Annotated in this window: 17 protein-coding genes; 7 read left to right on the top strand and 10 right to left on the bottom strand. The window is 70.7% G+C overall.

The genetic code is table 11. From position 1 onward, the window contains the following. Nucleotides 1–78 precede the first annotated feature (78 nt). Nucleotides 79–558: a redox-sensitive transcriptional activator SoxR gene (gene soxR, locus OG905_RS32335; RefSeq protein WP_266478147.1), complete on the bottom strand. Its 480-nt coding sequence runs from the start codon at nt 556–558 to the stop codon at nt 79–81. Between the two features lie 109 nt (nt 559–667). On the opposite strand from soxR, the gene OG905_RS32330 reads away from it, so the two are divergent. Beyond that, the gene (locus tag OG905_RS32330) at nt 668–1,129 is read left to right on the top strand and encodes a MaoC family dehydratase (RefSeq protein WP_328679683.1); all 462 of its coding nucleotides are present in this window, start codon (nt 668–670) and stop codon (nt 1,127–1,129) included. Nucleotides 1,130–1,151: 22 nt separating this feature from the next. Here OG905_RS32330 and OG905_RS32325 read toward each other — a convergent pair whose 3' ends face one another. The 3 genes from OG905_RS32325 to OG905_RS32315 all read right to left on the bottom strand — a co-directional run bounded on the left by OG905_RS32325 (nt 1,152) and on the right by OG905_RS32315 (nt 3,375). After that, entirely contained in the window at nt 1,152–1,778 is a 627-nt protein-coding gene (locus OG905_RS32325) for a TetR/AcrR family transcriptional regulator (protein ID WP_328679681.1), read from the bottom strand. A gap of 63 nt (nt 1,779–1,841) precedes the next feature. Beyond that, entirely contained in the window at nt 1,842–2,129 is a 288-nt protein-coding gene (locus OG905_RS32320; RefSeq protein ID WP_328679680.1) for a YiaA/YiaB family inner membrane protein, read from the bottom strand. A gap of 94 nt (nt 2,130–2,223) precedes the next feature. Next, the gene (locus tag OG905_RS32315) at nt 2,224–3,375 is read right to left on the bottom strand and encodes an acyl-CoA dehydrogenase family protein (RefSeq protein WP_328679677.1); all 1,152 of its coding nucleotides are present in this window, start codon (nt 3,373–3,375) and stop codon (nt 2,224–2,226) included. Nucleotides 3,376–3,437: 62 nt separating this feature from the next. Here OG905_RS32315 and OG905_RS32310 point away from each other — a divergent pair, with 62 nt between their 5' ends. From OG905_RS32310 to OG905_RS32300, 3 genes are read left to right on the top strand one after another with little or no spacing between them, the layout of a single operon-like run. Then, on the top strand, nt 3,438–4,082 hold the full coding sequence (locus tag OG905_RS32310; protein ID WP_328679675.1) for a TetR/AcrR family transcriptional regulator: 645 nt from the start codon (nt 3,438–3,440) through the stop codon (nt 4,080–4,082). A 49-nt stretch (nt 4,083–4,131) separates the two neighbouring features. Then, complete coding sequence (locus tag OG905_RS32305; protein WP_328679673.1) at nt 4,132–4,827, top strand: ArsR/SmtB family transcription factor; 696 nt, start codon at nt 4,132–4,134, stop codon at nt 4,825–4,827. Between the two features lie 32 nt (nt 4,828–4,859). After that, nucleotides 4,860–5,867, top strand: coding sequence for a DMT family transporter (locus OG905_RS32300; RefSeq protein ID WP_328679670.1), 1,008 nt, complete (start codon nt 4,860–4,862; stop codon nt 5,865–5,867). A 409-nt stretch (nt 5,868–6,276) separates the two neighbouring features. Here OG905_RS32300 and OG905_RS32295 read toward each other — a convergent pair whose 3' ends face one another. From OG905_RS32295 to OG905_RS32270, 6 genes are all read right to left on the bottom strand, one after another. Continuing rightward, entirely contained in the window at nt 6,277–7,356 is a 1,080-nt protein-coding gene (locus tag OG905_RS32295) for a Zn-dependent alcohol dehydrogenase (RefSeq protein ID WP_328679667.1), read from the bottom strand. Between the two features lie 19 nt (nt 7,357–7,375). Further along, on the bottom strand, nt 7,376–8,770 hold the full coding sequence (locus tag OG905_RS32290) for an aldehyde dehydrogenase family protein (RefSeq protein WP_328679665.1): 1,395 nt from the start codon (nt 8,768–8,770) through the stop codon (nt 7,376–7,378). A 96-nt stretch (nt 8,771–8,866) separates the two neighbouring features. Then, on the bottom strand, nt 8,867–10,210 hold the full coding sequence (locus OG905_RS32285; RefSeq protein WP_328679663.1) for an ABC transporter ATP-binding protein: 1,344 nt from the start codon (nt 10,208–10,210) through the stop codon (nt 8,867–8,869). Between the two features lie 211 nt (nt 10,211–10,421). Beyond that, nucleotides 10,422–11,810, bottom strand: a complete 1,389-nt coding sequence (locus OG905_RS32280; protein WP_328679660.1) for a CitMHS family transporter — start codon at nt 11,808–11,810, stop codon at nt 10,422–10,424. Between the two features lie 119 nt (nt 11,811–11,929). Further along, nucleotides 11,930–14,113, bottom strand: coding sequence for a molybdopterin oxidoreductase family protein (locus tag OG905_RS32275; RefSeq protein WP_328679657.1), 2,184 nt, complete (start codon nt 14,111–14,113; stop codon nt 11,930–11,932). 245 nt (nt 14,114–14,358) lie between these two features. Next, nucleotides 14,359–14,973 carry a TetR/AcrR family transcriptional regulator gene (locus OG905_RS32270; protein ID WP_328682724.1) on the bottom strand — a complete coding sequence of 205 codons (615 nt, stop codon included), beginning with the start codon at nt 14,971–14,973 and terminating at the stop codon, nt 14,359–14,361. 82 nt (nt 14,974–15,055) lie between these two features. Here OG905_RS32270 and hmgA point away from each other — a divergent pair, with 82 nt between their 5' ends. From hmgA to OG905_RS32255, 3 genes are read left to right on the top strand one after another with little or no spacing between them, the layout of a single operon-like run. Beyond that, on the top strand, nt 15,056–16,375 hold the full coding sequence (gene hmgA, locus OG905_RS32265) for a homogentisate 1,2-dioxygenase (RefSeq protein WP_328679656.1): 1,320 nt from the start codon (nt 15,056–15,058) through the stop codon (nt 16,373–16,375). Nucleotides 16,376–16,388: 13 nt separating this feature from the next. Continuing rightward, entirely contained in the window at nt 16,389–17,138 is a 750-nt protein-coding gene (locus tag OG905_RS32260; protein WP_328679654.1) for a GntR family transcriptional regulator, read from the top strand. Between the two features lie 32 nt (nt 17,139–17,170). Continuing rightward, nucleotides 17,171–18,334 (top strand): type ISP restriction/modification enzyme, encoded by a 1,164-nt coding sequence (locus OG905_RS32255; protein WP_328679652.1) that lies wholly within the window; start codon nt 17,171–17,173, stop codon nt 18,332–18,334. Nucleotides 18,335–18,365: the final 31 nt, after the last annotated feature.

Here is an 18,365-nt window from a genome sequence, read left to right as displayed (position 1 = left end):
GGGGGTGTCCGCCCCGCACACCCCCCAGGGAAGAGGCGGGCCCGTCACGGGGGTGCGGGCCCGCCTGTACGTCATGGCTCAGGCACGGTCCTTCGCGGGCCGTCCGCGCTCGGGCAGCAGCCGGGAGCCGGTCAGCCGCTCGCCGAAGATGTCGTCCGGGTTGGACAGGACGCAGGTCTGCAGGGAGAGACAGCCGCAGCCGATGCAGTCGGTGAGATGGTCGCGGAGCCGGCCGAGCTGTCTGATGCGCTCGTCGAGCTCCGCGCGCCACGCCTCGGACAGCCGCGCCCAGTCCTCGCGGTCGGGCGTGCGCTCCTCGGGCAGTTCGGCCAGCGCGTCCCTGATCGTGGCGAGCGGAATGCCCACCCGCTGCGCGGCCCGTACGAAGGCGACGCGGCGCAGCGCGTCCCTGCTGTACCGGCGCTGGTTTCCGCTGGTCCGGCGGCTGCTGATCAGCCCTTTGGACTCGTAGAAGTGCAGGGCGGAAACGGCGGCGCCGCTGCGCGCGGAGAGCTGGCCGACGGTGAGCTCGTGAATCTTCTCGGGAATCTGTGGCACTCCTCGAAGCCTACTGGGCCCGTCGTTGACAGGAGCTGTCCGCCCAACCATGCTGAGCAAGCGCTTAGACATTGGTGTTCCGCAGAGACAAGACGCAGGGAGCAGGGACATGGCCGAGCCGAGGATCTTCACGTCCGCCGAGGAGCTGCGCGCCGGGGTCGGCGAGCAGCTGGGGCACAGCGACTGGCTGGAGATCGAGCAGAAGCGGATCGATCTCTTCGCCGAGGCGACCGGTGACCACCAGTGGATCCACGTGGACCCGGAGCGGGCGGCGACCGGCCCCTTCGGCACGACGATCGCGCACGGCTATCTCACGCTGTCGCTGCTCCCGGTTCTCGTCCCGCAGGTCCTGCGCGTCGAGGGTATGAAGATGGGCATCAACTACGGCGCGAACAAGGTCCGTTTCCCCTCTCCCGTACCGGTGGGCTCGCGGCTGCGCGCGACGGCTGTGCTGCAGAACGTGGAGGAGGCGGGTGGCGGCGTGCAGGTGACCGCCCTCGTCAGGGTGGAGCGCGAGGGCGGCGACAAGCCGGTGTGCGTGGCCGAGTCGGTGTCCCGCTACTTCTTCTGAGTCCCGCCGGCTCTTACGGGTCCTAGTCCTTCCGGGCGGAGACCATGCGCAGGACGAGGTCGGCGTACAGCGCGCCGACCTCGTCGGGCGTCCTGCGGCCCCGCGTGTTGAACCAGCGCGCCACGTCGATGCAGAGCGACAGCACGGCGACCGTGGTGCCGGGCACGTCCGGGACGTCGAACTCCCCCGACTCGACGCCCTCGTGCAGAATTCCGCGTACGACGGCGTCGCTGCGGCGGCGCAGCTCGACGATCTCGTCGCGGTGTTCACCGGAAAGCGCGTCGAGCTCGTACTGCACCACACGTGCGGTGTCGTGCCGTCCTGCGTGCCAGCGGACGAAGGAACTCACGGCCGCGGCGAGCCGCTCGGAGGGCGTACCGCCGGTGTCGGCCGCCGTCGACAGGACCTCCAGGGCCTTGTCGTGCCCGATCCGGCTGATCCGGTGGAGCAGCTCTTCCTTGGTCTTGTAGTGGATGTAGAGCGCGGCGGGGCTCATTCCGGCGCGGCCCGCGATGTCCCGGGTCGTCGTCGCGTGATAGCCCCGCTCGGCGAAAGCCTCGACGGCGGCGACCAGCAGCTTCCTCGCCGCCTCGGGCGTGACCTCGCCCCACGGCATGTCCTCGTCGGCCGTGTCCTCCGCCGTACCCATCGCTCGCCCCTTCCGTTCATCAGAAGGCACACCATACCCCGAGGGTGAGCAAGCGCTTAGAGCTTAGAGCTTCTGGAAGGGGTCGTGCTCGGCGAGCAGCTTCTCCAGCCTGGCCTGGTCGACCCGGCTGACGATCTGCCCGGCCTCCTGGCGGTCCCGGATCACCTTGGCCAGGGTGAACGCCGACGTCGTGAGGTAGAGGACGGCGATGGCGAGGAAGCCGCGCACCCAGACGTCGGCGTCGAGATAGAGGATGCCGAGGCCGACAGCGCCGAGCGCGACGGCGAAGGAGGCGACGGACTGTCCGTAGAAGGCCGCGGTGTTCTGGTGCTTGACCTGTGTCTCACTCATAGGCGTCAGCATCGGACGGCGTGGCCCGCGCCACATCCGCTCCCGTACTTACACGCGTACTCAGAAGGCCCTGGCTCAGCCTCGCTACCCTGGCTCAGAAGGCGGAGACGCCGGTCAGGGCGCGGCCGATGATCAGCTTCTGGATCTGGCTGGTGCCTTCGTAGAGGGTCATCACACGGGCGTCGCGCAGCAGCTTGCCGACCGGGTACTCGTCGATGTAGCCGTAGCCGCCGAAGACCTGCAGGGCGTTGTTGGCCGCGCGGACCGCCGCCTCGGAGGCGAAGAGCTTGGCCTGGGACGCGGCGGTGGCGAAGTCCTCGCCGCGGTCGACGAGGTCGGCGACCCGCCAGGTGAGCAGCCGGGCCGCGTCAACGTCGACCGAGATGTCGCTGATCAGCTCCTGCACGAGCTGGTAGGAGGCGATGGGCTTGCCGAACTGTTCACGCTCGCCCGCGTAGCCGACCGCCGCGTCGAGGGCCGCCTGGGCGATGCCGACGCAGCCCGCCGCGACCGACATCCGCCCCTTGGCGAGCGCCGACATGGCGATGGAGAAGCCCTTGCCCTCGGGGCCGAGCATCGCGGCGGCGGGCACGGTTGCGTCTTCGAGCACCAGCTCGGCCGTGGCCTGGCCGCGCAGGCCGAGCTTTCCGTGGATGGTGCGGCGGGTCAGCCCGGGAGTGTCCATGGGCACCAGAAAGGCGGATATGCCCTTGTGTCCGGGCGTGTCATTGGTGCGGGCGAACAGGAGCACCACGTCGGCCCAGCTGCCGTTGGTGATGAACATCTTGGAGCCGTTGACGACATAACCGTCGCCGTCGCGCACGGCCCTGGTGGCGAGATTCCCGGCGTCGGATCCGGTGCCCGGCTCGGTGAGCCCGAAGCAGCCGAGCGCGTCACCGGCGGTGAGCCGGGGCAACCACTGGCGCTTCTGTGCCTCGTCGCCCCAGGCGGCGATGGTCTTGGTGACCAGGCCGAGGGATACGGACACGATGCCGCGCACCGAGGAGTCGCCGCGGCCGAGTTCTTCGGTGACCAGGCAGTACGTCAGATGGTCGCCGCCACAGCCGCCGTACTCCTCGTCGATGGTGAGGCCGAGGAAGCCCAGCGCGCCGAGTTTCTTCACGATCGATCTGTCGACGCTCTCGGCACGGTCCCACTCGACGGCGTTCGGGGTGATCTCGCGGCCGACGAAGTCCTTGGCCAGCTGCCGGACGGCTGTCTGCTCCTCACTGAGCTCCAGGTTCATACGCCCACCCCGTTTTAACTATCACTGCTAGTTTCCCGTTGGCAGGCCCTACTATGTGCCGCATGGCCCGCCCGCGCAAGCCCCTGCTCAGCCGAGAACGCATCGTCGAGACGGCGAGCGCGCTCGTGGACGCCGAGGGCCTCGACGCCGTCTCCACCCGCAGGCTCGCCGCCGAGCTGGGGGTCAGCGGCCCCTCCCTCTACAACCACTTCCGCAACAAGGACGAGATCCTCGACGCCGTCGCCGACGCGGTCAGCGCCCAGGTCGACCTGTCGATGTTCGACGAGGGCGACGAGCGGGACTGGCGCACCGCGCTGCACGACTGGGCCGTCTCCTACCGCGCGGCCCTGACCGACCACCCCAACACCGTGCCGGTCCTCGCCCGCGGCCCGGGCCGCCGCCCGGCGGGCCTCAAGGTGGCCGACGCCGTCTTCGGCGCAATGGTCCGCGCGGGCTGGCCGCCGGCCCAGGCGACCTACATCGGCGCCCTGATGCGGTACTTCATCACCGGCTCGGCGCTCGGTTCGTTCGCCCGCGGCTTCGTCGACGACGAGTCCGCGTACGACCCGGCCGACTATCCGCATCTCGGGCAGGCGCACCTGCTCGCCGAGCGACAGCAGAAGGTGGACGAGGGCGCGTTCGAGACGGGCCTGCGCGCGCTCATCGACGGTCTGTCCGTGCAGTACGAGGCCCTGGTGCGCGCCTGACGGGGACTGTTCGGCGGCCGCCGAACAGTGGTGGCGCCATCCTGGACACATGCAATCCAGAGACCTTGCCGCGCTGGCCGCGCTCCTCGCCGACGAGACCCGGGCCTCCTTCTGTCTCGCGCTGCTGGACGGCCGTGCCTGGACCGCGGGCGAACTCGCCCGGCACGCGCGCGTGGCGCCGTCGACCGCCAGTGAGCATCTGGGCAAGCTCGTCGCGGGCGGACTGCTCGCCGAGGAGCGCCAGGGGCGCCACCGGTATGTGCGGCTCGCGGGCGAGAGCGTCGCCCGTCTCGTCGAGGAGCTGGCCGCGCACACCGCACCCGCCCCGGACGCGCCCCCCGCCTCGCTGAGGGCGGCGAGCACACGCAGTGCCATGGCCCGCGGACGCACCTGTTACGACCATCTCGCCGGGCGGCTCGGCATCGCGATCACCCAGGCCATGACGGCACGCGGGCTGCTGCACCAGGACAACGGCTTCGCGCTGACCGCCCAAGGCATCGCCTGGTTCGGCGAGTTGGGGCTCACGCTGGAGCGGAAGGGGCGGCGTCCGCTCGTACGGTCGTGTTTGGACTGGACCGAGCGCAAACCACATCTCGCGGGGCTCGCGGGAGCGGAGCTGTGCCGCCACGCCCTGGATGCGGGCTGGTGCGTACGGATCGGGTCCGAGCGCGCGGTGAAGGTGACCGCGGACGGCGAGCGGGCGCTGGCCGAGCTGCTCGGCATCGAGCCAGGGATATTGCGGTGAACGCCGAACAGTCGACGCCGTACGGTCGGCGCATGACGCACTCCTCGCGCCCCGCCCGTGCGCAGTGGCCCGCCCTCGCCGCCGCGGGCGTCACCGTCGTTCTGTGGGCCTCCGCCTTTGTGTCCATCCGCAGCGCCGGTGATGCCTACTCCCCCGGCGCGCTCGCCCTCGGGCGGCTCCTCGCCGGGTCGCTCGCCCTCGGCTGCGTCCTGCTGGTCCGGCGCGAGGGGCTGCCGCCGCGGGCCGCCTGGCCGGGGATCGCCATATCCGGGCTGCTGTGGTTCGGCGTCTACATGGTGGTGCTCAACTGGGGTGAGCAGGAGGTCGACGCGGGCACGGCCGCGATGGTCGTGAACATCGGCCCGATTCTCATCGCGCTGCTCGGTGCCCGGCTGCTCGGCGAGGCACTGCCGCCGCGGCTGCTGGCCGGGATGGCGGTGTCGTTCGCGGGGGCGGTGACCGTCGGCCTCTCGATGTCGGGCGAGGGCAGCGCCTCAACGCTGGGCGTACTGCTGTGCCTGCTGGCGGCGGTGGGATACGCGGGCGGGGTGGTGGGCCAGAAGCCCGCGCTGGCGCACGCGAGCGCACTGCAGGTGACGACGTTCGGCTGCCTGGTCGGGGCGGTGGCCACTCTGCCGTTCGTCGGACAACTGGTGTCCCAGGCGGAACGGGCTCCGCTGTCGGCCACCCTCAACATGGTCTACCTGGGCGTCTTCCCGACCGCGCTGGCGTTCACGACCTGGGCCTACGCGCTGGCTCGTACGACCGCGGGGCGGATGGGCGCGACGACCTATGCCGTGCCCGCGCTGGTCGTGCTGATGTCGTGGCTGGCGCTGGACGAGGTGCCGGCCGGACTCACGCTGGCGGGTGGGGCGCTGTGCCTGGCGGGAGTGGCCGTCTCGCGCTCCCGGGCCCGGAAGTCGGCTTCACCGGATGCCCCGGTCGCGCCGGTTGCCCCGGATGCCCCGGTCGCGCCGGCGGACACCGCTACGTGCGCGCCGGACACCGGGGCGACCGAGGCCGGCGGCCGTCAGGACTGATCCGCCGCCTCCCGCAACTGGGCCAGCCTCAGCAGACCGCCCTTCTCGCTCGTGAGGGGGATGCGGCCGCCCCGGCGGGGGATGACGGGGCGGCCGCACATAGGGGTCTCACGGGCGGGATGCGCGACCGGCTCAATCCAATCGAGGACGCGGTTTCTGCGGTGCGTGGGGGTGTCCGCGGTTTGCTCAGGTGGTGGGTTTTCCCCTACCCGCCCCTTCCCGTAACTGGGGGCAAGCCCCCAGACCCCTGTATGCGACCTTCGGCCGCATGTCCTCAAACGCCGGACGGGCTGAATACGCAGCCCCGTCGGCGATTGAGGCGCGGGGGTCCGGGGACAGCGCCCCAGTTACGGGATGGGGGTACCTCCCACGGCCGCCAGGCCGTAGGGGGAGGGCGGGGTGGGGAACGCTAAAAGACCACCAGCGCACGCCCGCCCCGGCCCGCCAGCATGTTGGCGAACGCATCCGCGATCCCGTCCAGGCCGATCCGGTCCGTCACCAGGGCCGCCAGGTCCAGCCGCCCCGCGCGCACATGCTCCGCCAGGACCGGCAGGTCGACCGCCGGGTTGCTGTTGCCGTAGACGCAGCCCGAGAGCGTGCGGCCCCAGTGGAAGAGTTCCAGCGCGTTGAAGGTGACCTGCTGGTCCTTGCCGCCGATGCCGACGACCGTCGTGCGGCCGCCCCGGCGGGTGGATTCCCAGGCGGTTCGGATCGTCGCGGCCCGCCCGACGCACTCGATCGCCACGTCCGCGCCCTGGCCGCCCGTGAGTTTGCGGATCTCCTTCGCGGTGGTGTCGGAGGCGAGAACGTACTCGGTCGCACCCGCCCCCCGCGCGAGGGACTCCTTCTCCTCGGACACGTCGACCGCGATGATCGTCGACGCGCCCGCGATCCGGGCGGACTGGAGCGTGGCGAGGCCGACGCCGCCGACGCCGTAGACGACGACCGTCTCGCCCTCGCGGACGCGGGCGGAGTGGTGGACCGCGCCGTACCCGGTGAGGACCGCGCAGCCGAGCAGGGCGGCGTCGGTGAGCGGGACGCCGTCCGGGACGGGGAGGACGCAGTTCGCGGCGACGACGGTTTCTTCGGCGAAGGCCGCGACGTTCAGGCCGGGGTACAGCTCCGCGCCATCGCCAGTACGGGCGTAGACGTTCGCCGCGCCCGCGAGTGCATTGGCGCACAGCCATACTTCGCCGATCGAGCAGTGGTGGCAATTGCCGCAGGACGGCGCCCAGTTGAGGACGACGCCGTCGCCCGGGGCGACATGCGTGACCCCCTCGCCGACGGAGACGACAATGCCCGCGCCCTCATGGCCGAGGACGCACGGCGTCGGCACCCGCATGGTGCCGTTGGACAGGGACAGGTCGGAGTGGCAGACCCCGGCCGCGGCGAGGCGGACCCGCACCTGACCCGGGCCGGGTTCGGGCAGGTGGATGTCTGTGATCTCCAGCGGAGAGCCGACGGCGGGCAGTACGGCGGCGCGGACCATGATGCGTAGGACTCCCGGCTCAGAACTGGAGGGACTTGGTCTGGAGGTACTCGGACAGACCGTGCTGGCCGAGCTCCCGGCCGACGCCCGACTGCTTGTAACCGCCGAAGGGCGCAAGGGGGTTGAAGCGGCCGCCGTTGATGTCGACCTGCCCGGTGTCCATCCGCCGGGCGAAGGCGACGGCTTCGGCCTCGTCGGCGGCCCAGACCGCGCCCGCGAGCCCGTACACGGTGCCGTTGGCGATACGGAGGGCGTCGTCCTCGTCCTCGTACTTGAGCAGCGAGACGACCGGGCCGAAGATCTCCTCCTGCGCGATGGTCATCTCGGGGGTGACATCGGCGAAGACGGTGGGGCTGACGTAGTAGCCCGTCTCGCGCGGGGCTTCGGGGCCGCCGGCGACCAGGCGGGCGCCCTCGGCCACGCCCTTCTCGATGTAGCCACGTACGCGCTGCTGCTGCCTGGCGCTGACCAGCGGGCCGATCCGCTCGCCCGGTACGTACTTGGCGACCGCGGCCCTCGCGAGCGCCACCGCCTCGTCGTACTGGTCCTTGTGGACCAGCATCCGGGTCCATGCGCTGCACGTCTGGCCGGAGTTGGACATGACGTTGGCGATGCCCACGTTGACGGCCTTGGCCAGGTCGGCGCTCGGCAGGATGACATTGGCGGATTTGCCGCCGAGCTCCAGGGCGACCCGCTTGACCGCGCCGCCCGCGGTCGCGCCGATCTGCCTGCCGACCGCGGTCGAGCCGGTGAAGGAGACCAGGTCGACGTCCTCGTGGGCGGCGAGTGCCTGCCCGGCGACCGGGCCGAGACCCGTCACCAGGTTGAACACGCCTGCGGGCAGCCCGGCCTCGTCGACGGCCTCGGCGAAGAGCTGCGCGGTCAGCGGGGTGTCCTCGGCGGGCTTGAGTACGACGGTGCAGCCCGCCGCGAGCGCCGGGGCGACCTTGGCGACGACCTGGTGCAGCGGGTAGTTCCAGGGCGTGATCGCACCGACCACGCCGACCGGCTCCAGCAGCACCGTGGAGTTCCCGGTCTTCTCCTCGAAGGAGTACGAGGCGGCGAGCTCCGCGTACGAACCGGCGACCAGGACCGGCACGCCCGCGTGGACCGTCTGCGAGAGCTGAAGCGGCGCGCCGAGCTCGGCGGTGACGGTCTCGGCGATCTCGTCCGCGCGGGCCACGAGCACATCGCGCAGGGCCGCGATCCGGGCGGCGCGTTCGGCGGGCGGGGTGGCGGCCCAGCCGGGGAGCGCCTCGCGGGCCGCGCGTACGGCGTCGTCGACGTCCAGTGCCGTACCGGCCGGGACGTGGGCGATGACCTGCTCGTCGGCCGGGTTCACCACCGCGATCGTGTCCGGCCCCCGGGCGGGCCGCCACTGGCCTCCGATGTACATCCCGTCGCGAGCCTTCATCGCACTCCTCCAGAAGCTGCCGTCAGTCGTCCGCACCCCCAAACTAGCGGTGTTAGTTTTTGGACGCCAGGGCACCTGGAGCGTAGCGGGGACCTCTCAGGCGTCCAGGCCCGGGAGGTCCATCGGAGCAGGGCAGATTCTGCGGCCGTGGTGATCGAAGACATAGAGATGCGCGAGATCGACGAGCAGCGGCACCTGCGCGCCGGTGCGCAGCCGCACATCGGGGCCGGTTCGCACCACCAGATCGCTCGCTGCCACGGACGGGCGCTCGGCGGTGATGGTCCCCGGCCGCGGCTCCGGGTCGTCCAGGGCCACCACGGGCCCCGAGACGTGGGCGACCGCGCGCTTCCTGAGGCGGGTCAGCACGCTCGGGCCGCTGCGGGTCCGGCGCCTGCGGACGGGGCCCTGCGGCCTGGGCGACTCGAGGTCGGCGACCACGGCGGGCTGTGAGCCGGTGTTGAAGTGCACGAGCGCCTCATGGCCCTGGTACTCCATGTGCTCGACGATCCCGGTCAGCGCGACCTCGCCGGGGCGGGCCTGGCTCGGCGGGGCTATCCGCGTGGCCTCCGAGCGCAGGCCGACGATGATCTGCCGGCCCTGCTGGATGCGGAGCAACTGGTGGTCGGTGCTGAGGGGTTCGGGCAGCGGAAGCCGCTGTTTGCCGAGATCGATGGACATCCGGCCGTCCAGCGGCGCGTAGACGACCGCCTGCAGCAGATTGATCCGCGGCGTGCCGATGAACGCGGCGACGAAGACGTTCGCGGGCAGGGCATAGGTCTCGCGCGGGGTGCTCACCTGCTGGAGTACGCCGCCGCGCATCACCGCGACCCGGTCGCCGAGGGACATCGCCTCGGCCTGGTCGTGCGTGACGTACACGGTCGTCACCCCCAGCTCCGAGGTGAGCTGGGATATTTCGGCGCGCAGATGGTTGCGCAGCTTCGCGTCGAGGTTGGACAGCGGCTCGTCCATCAGAAAGACGGAGGGCCGTCGGGAGATGGCCCGGCCCATCGCGACCCGCTGGCGTTCGCCGCCGGAGAGCTGGCTGGGGTAGCGGTCCAGAACGTCCTCGATGCCGAGCATGCGGGCGGTGGCCTCGATCTGCGGGCCGCTGTCCGCACGCGGGTTCTCCAGCCGCAGCGGGAAGCCGATGTTCTCGCGGTTCGTCATGGTCGGGTAGAGCGCGAAGTTCTGGAACACCATCGCCATGGCGCGCTCGCGGGGCGGGATGTGGTTGGCGTACTCGCCGTCCAGCAGCAACTCCCCCTCGGTGATGTCCTCGAGGCCCGCGATCATGCGCAGCACGGTCGACTTTCCGCAGCCCGAAGGGCCGAGCAGCACCACGAACTCTCCCGGCTCGATGTCGAGGGAGAAACGGTCGACGGCGCGATTGGCGCGTTCGTACCTCTTGCTGACACTGCGCAGGGAGATGGCGCGACTCATATGTTCCGCCGGGAGGAAGAGGGGAGCGACTGAGACGCCTGAAACTAGCCGACTACTCCCGGTCAGGGAATGAGTCGCGCGAAGGTTGGGGCTGGGCTTTTTGTACGGAGCCGTCCGCAGGGGTAGGAGACGGCGGGCCGCGACACCGACACCGCCGCCCGGGCGAAGCCGAAGGCGGCGGTGTCGAGGCGCAGTCAGCCCCTGGAAGGCATCAGATGATGCCGAAGAGAATTCCCGCGCCGAGCACGATCAGCGACGTCAGGGCGGCCCACTTGACGACGAACCGCGTGTGGTCGCCGAATTCGACCTTGGCCATGCCGACGAGGACGTACACGGCGGGGACGAGCGGGCTCGACATGTGCAGGACCTGTCCGGTGAGCGAGGCTCGGGCGATCTCCAGCGAGGAGACGCCGTGTGCGGAGCCGGCCTCGGCGAGGACGGGCAGAACACCGAAGTAGAAACCGTCGTTCGACATGAAGTAGGTGAGCGGGATGCTCAGGACGCCGGTGACGAGCGCCATGTGCGGGCCCATCCCCTCGGGGATGGCGCCGACGAGCCAGTCGGCCATGTGCTTGACCATCCCGGTGCCGGTGAGGACTCCGGTGAAGACGGCGGCGGCGAAGACCATGCCTGCGACATTCAAGACATTCTCGGCATGGGCGGCGATCCGCGCCCTCTGGTCCGTCATCTTCGGATAGTTGACCGTCAGGGCGAGCGCGGCGCCGAGCAGGAACAGCACCGGGATCGGCAGCCATTCCATGATCATTGCGGTGAGGAGGCCGACGGTGAGCGCCGCGTTGAACCAGTACAGCTTGGGCCGCAGGGTCGCGCGGTTCGGGTCGAGGCCCTGAAAGCCCTCGTCGCCGTCGTCCTGCTGGGGAACATCCGCACCGGTACCGGCACTTGTGGACGTGCCTCGCCCGCCGCCGCCCGCCTTGACCAGGACCGTCTCGGTCTCCGGCTCCAGCACCTCGTCGAGGCTGAGGACACCCAGGCGCTTGCGCTCGCGCCGGCCCAGCACATAGGAGAGGACGAAGACGAAGAGCAGTCCGACACCGAGCGCCGGGATCATCGGGACGAAGATGTCGCCCGCATCCACCTTCAGCGCGGTCGCCGCACGGGCGGTGGGGCCGCCCCAGGGGAGGGTGTTCATCACGCCGTTGGCCATGGCGGCGACGCCGGTCATCACGACCAGGCTCATCTTGAGGCGCTTGTAGAGCGGATACATCGCCGAGACGGTGATCATGAAGGTGGTGGAGCCGTCGCCGTCGAGGGAGACGATCGCGGCGAGCACCGCCGTACCGACCACGACGCGCAGCGGATCCGCCTTGCAGAAGCGCAGAATGCCGCGCACGATCGGGTCGAAGAGACCGACGTCGATCATCACGCCGAAATAGACGATCGCGAACATCAGCATCGCCGCGGTGGGGGCGAGGTTCCCGACGCCTTCGATGACGTAGTCACCGAGGTGCGCGCCCTTCCCGACGAATACGCAGAAGAGTGCGGGGATGAGGACCAGCGCCGCGATGGGCGACATCTTCTTCATCATGATCAGGACCAGGAAGGTCGCAATCATGGCGAAGCCGAGGATTGTCAGCATGGGGACACCTAACGTTCATCCTTGAACTCCCACCAGAGCGGCGGTTCGGATGACGTTAGGTGCCGCCAAGAGCCGTTAACAAGATGTTGACGTGTGAGCAATACGAGCAAAACCCCAGGTCATCGCACCGGTGACAGCTCGACGGGGAATCCGTTGAGCACGGCGGTGCCGGACAGCGGGTCGAGCCGTGAGCCGTCGAGCAGCTGATTGACATTGACTCCGGGGCGCGCCGCCGCCACCGACATCCGGGTGCCGGGCCGGTCGTGGCCCCAGCCGTGCGGCAGGCTCACCACACCGGTCCGTACCGCGTCCGTGATCTCCACCGGCGCTTCGACCTGGCCGCCCTCAGCGGTGATACGGGCGGAGGCGCCGTCCTCGAGTCCAAGCCGGGCCGCGTCGGCGGGATGGATCTGCAGGGTGCAGCGGTTGGAGCCGCCGTTGAGCGTCGCGACGTTGTGCATCCAGCTGTTGTTGGAACGCAGATGGCGGCGGCCGACGAGCACGAGGGCGGTGGGCCGCTCGTCCAGCGCGCGCCGCAGCCTGGGCAGATCGGCGGCGATCGGGTCGGGCAGCAGCTCGATGCGTCCGCTGCGGGTCTTGAGGATCTGCGGAACGCGCGGCTGGAGCGGGCCGAGGTCGACGCCGTGCGGGTTCTCCAGGAGCTTGTCCAGGGTGAGGTCGTACGGGCCGAGGCGCAGCATCATGTCGAGCCGCCGCTCCGGTCCGGTGCGGCCGGTGAGCTGCTCGGCCAGCTCCTTGGGAGCTCCCGCCTTGGTGAGGGTGTTCTCGATGACCATGTCGTCGACGGCGTTCGGCTCCGCGCCGTGCATCCCTCCAACGGCGAGCACCAGACGGGCCTGGATCTCGCACTCACCCATCCGCCCCTCCTCCAAGGGGACGACCGCCGGGGTGTAGCGGGCCTGGTTGCGGACGGCGAAGGCGTTGAACGCGAAGTCGAAGTGGGAGCTCTGGGACGGCGGCGGCGGAGGCAGGACCACATCCGCGTGCCGGGACGTCTCGTTGAGATACGGATCGACGCTGACCATGAAGTCGAGCCCGGCCAGCGCGCGGTCGAGGCGGTCGCCGTCAGGGGCGGAGAGCACCGGGTTGGCGGCGATGGAGATGACCGCGCGGATGCGGCCGTCGCCCGGGGTGTCGATCTCCTCGGCCAGCGCGGCCATGGGCAGTTCGCCCTTGGCCTCGGGGTGTCCGCTGACCCTGCTCGCCCAGCGGCCGAGCGCGAAGCCCTTGCCGGGGGCGGCGGGGCGGGGAGCGCGATCGGTGGCGGACAGCGGGAAGAGCGCGCCGCCGGGGCGGTCGAGATTGCCCGTGATCACATTGAGCACGTCCACCAGCCAGTTGGTGAGAGTGCCGTACTCGACGGTGGAGCTGCCGACCCGGCCGTAGACGGCGGCGGTGGGCGCGGCGGCGAGCTCGCGGGCGATCGTACGGATCTCCTCGGCGTCCATGTCACAGGCGGCGGCGACCGCCTCGGGCGTGAACTCCTGTACCGCTTCCTGGACTTCGGCCACCTGCTCGACATGCGCTTCGAGCGCGCCGAGGTCGGTGAGCTTCTCCTCGAAGAGGACATTGGCGACGGCGGCGAGCAGCAGTGCGTCGGTCCCGGGCCGGATGGCGACATGCCGGTCGGCCAGCTGCGCGGTGCGCGTGCGGCGCGGATCGACGACGGTCAGTGTGCCGCCGCGCTTGCGCAGCGCCTTGAGCTTGCCGGGGAAGTCGGCGGCGGTGCACAGACTGCCGTTGGAGTCCAGGGGGTTGGCGCCGAGCAGGAGCAGATGGTCCGTGCGGTCCAGGTCCGGGACCGGGATGGCGACGGCGCTGCCGAAGAGGAGCCCGCTGGAGACGTGCTTGGGCATCTGGTCCAGGGTGCTGGCGGTGAAGAGGTTGCGGGTGCGCAGCAGGGTGAGCAGGACGGGCGGGTAGAGGGCGCCGGCCATGGTGTGGACGTTCGGATTGCCGAGGACGACGCCGACGGCATTGGCCCCGTGCTCCTCGATCAGCGGCCGGATCCGGGCCGCGACCAGGTCGAAGGCCTCGTCCCAGGTGGCTTCCCGCAGCTCCCCGTTCTCGCGCACGAGGGGGGTGCGCAACCGGTCGGGGTCGGCGTCGAGCTCACCGAAGGAGGCGCCCTTGGGACAGATGAAGCCCTTGCTGAAGACATCCTCACGATCGCCTCGGGCGCCGGTGACGCGGGTGCCCTCGATGGTGAGGGTCAGCCCGCAGGTGGCCTCGCAGAGGGGACAGATCCGGAGGGCGGTACGGGTGGGGGCTGTGCGGGGCATGGGCCCTCCCTGGGGCGACGGCGGTGTCTCGATCGAGCATACCGACCGGTATGGAGGGTGGGGAGGGGGCGGTGCGGTCCGGGTTGCGGTGGTGCGGGCTGCCTGCCGCGCTGTCCCCCTACCCGCCCTCCCCCAGACTCCGTCCGGGGGGACCGCCAACCTCCCCGCGCCTCAATCGCCGGCGGGGCTGGATTGTGCGGCCCTGCCGCACATTTCAGCCCGTCCGAACCGCACCGCACCGCCCCCTAATCCAGCACCCTCGCCAGATACGCCCGCAGCAACTCCCTCGTCTCCCCCACGATCCCCTCGTCCCCCGACGCCTCCACCCTGAACGCCAGCTGCAGCAACGCATCCGCCGCCTCCACCGAGATCAGGATCGCCAGGCGCAGCTCCGCGTCGGCCGGGCGGTCCAGATGGGCCGCGAGCAGTTCGGTGAGGCGGTCGGCGACCTGGTGGTTCGCGCCGGATACGGGGGAGCCCACCGGAATCTGGTAGCCGAAGTCGATCAGGGCGAAGCCGGGAACGGTCCGCTTCATCGCCAGGTACTCGTCCAGTACGGCATCGAGCGCGCCCCGCCAGTCCCCCTCCCCGAGTCCGGCGAGACGCCCGCTGATCCGTTCGGTGTAACTGTCCAGATTCCGATGGGCCAGCGCGTCGGCCAGAGCACGCTTGTTGCCGAAGAAGCGGTAGACGGAACCGATGGGAACCCCGGCCCTGGCAGCCACCGCCCGGGTGGACAGGTCTTCGTAACCGGTCTCGTCGAGGAGTTCGGCACAGGCGTCCAGTATCCGGGCGAGCCGCTCGGTGCTGCGCTGCTGCACGGGCGTACGTCGGAGGTGGGCGTGGGACACGCGGTCCATCATGCCGTCCTGTTGCCGTTGACGGAGCGGTCCCGCAATCCTACGGTTATCCATAGGATTCCTTCAGCACCGGGAGCGGACGATGAGCGGCATCGAGCAGGCGCGGAAGACGGCCGAGGGCCTTGGGCATCTGGCCGGCTTCGGCAATGAACACAGCTCGGAGGCCGTGCCTGGCGCGCTTCCGCATGGACGCAATTCACCGCAGCGCGCCCCGCTGGGGCTGTATGCCGAGCAGCTGAGCGGCAGTGCGTTCACCGAGCCGCGCGCCCACAACCGCCGCTCGTGGCTGTACCGCATCCGCCCCTCGGCCGCGCACCCGGCCTTCGTACGCATCGACAACGGCGGCGTACGCAGCGCTCCCTTCACCGAGACCGTCCCCGACCCCAACCGGCTGCGCTGGAACCCACTGCCGGATCCCGCGCCCGGGACGGACTGGCTGGCCGGTCTGTGGACACTCGGCGGAAACGGTGACGCGACCCAGCGCACGGGTATGGCCGTGCACCTGTACCACACCAACTCCTCCATGACGGAACGGGTGTTCAGCGACGCGGACGGCGAGCTGCTGATCGTGCCCGAGAGGGGCGGCCTGCTGCTCCGCACAGAGCTCGGGCTGCTCACGGCCCGCCCCGGCGAGGTCGCGCTGATCCCCCGTGGCGTCCGTTTCCGCGTCGAGCTGCTCGACGAGAGCGCCCGCGGCTATGTCTGTGAGAACTACGGTCAGCCGTTCCAGCTGCCCGACCTCGGCCCGATCGGCGCGAACGGCCTGGCCAATGCCCGCGACTTCCTCGCGCCGGTGGCGGCGTACGAGGACGTGGAGGGCCCGGTCGAGGTCGTCAACAAGTTCTGCGGGAACCTCTGGGCCGCGACGTACGACCACTCGCCACTGGATGTCGTGGCCTGGCACGGCAACCATGTTCCGTACGTCTACGACCTGCGCCGCTTCAATGTGATCGGGACGATCTCGTACGACCACCCGGATCCGTCGATCTTCACCGTGCTGACCTCGCCGAGCGACACCCCCGGCCTGGCCGGTGTGGACTTCGTCGTGTTCGCGCCGCGCTGGCTGGTCGGGGAGGACACCTTCCGGCCGCCGTACTTCCACCGGAATGTGATGAGCGAGTACATGGGCCTGATCGAGGGCGCGTACGACGCCAAGGCGGAGGGCTTTGTCCCGGGCGGCGGCTCGCTGCACAACATGATGTCCGCGCACGGACCGGACCGGGAGACGTTCGACAAGGCCAGCGCCGCCGAGCTGAAGCCGCAGAAGATCGACGACGGTCTTGCGTTCATGTTCGAGACGCGCTGGCCGGTCACGGCAACCGGGCAGGCGGCGAACGCCGGCCATCTGCAGAAGGGGTACGACGACGTGTGGCAGGGTCTTGAGCGCCACTTCCGGTCGTAGTACGGAGTACGCCGTGACCGCCTTCGCCCCCGATTCGCTGGTCCTGAACCGCAAGCTGCCGCTGTGGTACCAGGTCTCGCAGTCGCTGCGCGCCTCGATACTGGGCCGAACGCCCGAGGCGTCACTGCGACTGCCCACCGAGGAGCAGCTCGCCGCGCACTACGGCGTCAGCGTGCTCACGATGCGCCAGGCACTCAAGGAGCTTGAGGAGGAGGGCCTGATCAGCAGGCACCGGCGGCGCGGCACGTTCATCGAACCGGGGGCGCGGCGGGGAGCGCCGAGGCGGCTGCTGGGCTCGATCGACGCGATCGTGGCCCAGCAGTCGGGCGAGCGCACGACGATCCTGGGGCACGGCCCCGAGCCGGTGCCCGGCGAACTCGCGGAACACTTCCCCGACGACGCCGAGGTCGTGACCTACCGGCGCCTGCGCTGCGACGGCGAGAGCGGTGAGCCGACCAACTGGGCGGAGAACGCGGTCCGTCCGGACATCGCGGCGCGGCTGGACCTCGCGGATCTGGAGCGCTGGCCGATGACGAAGGCGCTGCGGGACGGGGTGGGCGTGCGGATCAGCCGCATCACGGACACGGTGGAGGCCCGCCTCGCGGACCCGCAGACGGCGGAACTGCTGAAGGTGCCGCTGCTGAGCCCGATCCTGCACTACACGGGCGTGACGTACGACGATGCGGGCCGCGTGGTGGACGTGGCCCGGATCCGCTACCGGGGGGACCGTTTCTCGTTCTCGGTCACCGTCGACGCGGAGTGAGCGCTGTCAGGGCCCGCGGTTAGCATTTCCGCATGCCGATGCTGGACGAGCTCATGCCGTGGGGCACAGCACCCCTGCGGCTGGGGCGACCCTGGGTGATGGCTCCGGATGCCGCTTCTCTCAAGGCGCGCTGGGATGCTCTTGTACGGGCGGAGGGCGTCGAGCAGGACGCGTTGTTCGGGTGCACCCGGGCGCGTACGCCGCGCAGTGCCGTCAGTCAGCTGCCCGGGCAGACCACCGGGACCGGCAGGTTCGTGCGCGAGGACGGACCCTGTCCCGCGCCGGTGCGGGTCTGGCACGGGGCCTTCGACGAGCAGTGGCTGATCCCCGACCACCGGCTCATCGACGTCGCCAGGCCCGAGCTGTGGCGGGTGGCCGACGAGCGGCAGCTGTTCGTGGTGGAGCACGGCTGGGTGGCTCAGTCCGCGGGCCCCGCCGTCAGCGTCTGCGCGCTGCTGCCCGACGGGCGCTCCCTTGCCGGACGGCCCGGCCGGATCCGGCCCCTCTACCGGCGGCCCGGCGGCCGGGAGCCGAATCTCGCGCCGGGTCTGCTGGCCGCCCTCGGCAGCCACTACGGGCGCGAGGTCGACGCCGACGAGCTGGTGGCCTGGATCGTCGCGGCCGCCGAACCCTCGGCCGCCGGATGCGTGGTGCCGCTGCCCGCCGACCCCGAAGTGTGGAGGTCCGGGGCTGAGTTGGGGCGAGAGATGACGTGGGTCCAGCTGCGCGGGGCGCGGGGCGGCGGGCGCCCCCGGCTGCCCGGCGGACGGCGGCCGTATGTGCGGGCCGCCGTGCCCGCGCGGCCCGACGCGATCGCGTACGACGCCGAGGAGGAGGCGCTCAGCCTGGGCGACGGCCGCATCTCACCCGTGCCCGCCGAGGCCTGGGACTTCCACGTCGGCGGCGTACGCGTGCTGGAGCTCTGGTTCGAGCGCCGCACCGCAGCGGCCGAACCCGGGACGCTGGAGGCGATACGGCCGGCCGTATGGCCGCAGGAGTGGACCTCCGAGCTGCTTGAGCTGATCACCGTCCTGGCCCTGCTGGGTGAACTCCGCAGCAGGCAGGACGAGTTGAAGGTGGAGCAGGAGATCACCGAACTCCCGGGCGTGCTTCCACCGCCCGCCGCGACCCGGCGGCCCGCCTCCGTGCTCGACCACCACGAAGAGGGCCCGGAGGGTCAGTTCACCCTGGTATGAGGGCACTGGCACTGTTCGTACCGCTCGCGGT

Origin of the sequence: Streptomyces sp. NBC_00322 (genome assembly GCF_036147535.1) — a bacterium.
Taxonomy (GTDB): Bacteria; Actinomycetota; Actinomycetes; order Streptomycetales; family Streptomycetaceae; genus Streptomyces.
This window is presented reverse-complemented; position numbering and strand designations above follow the sequence as displayed.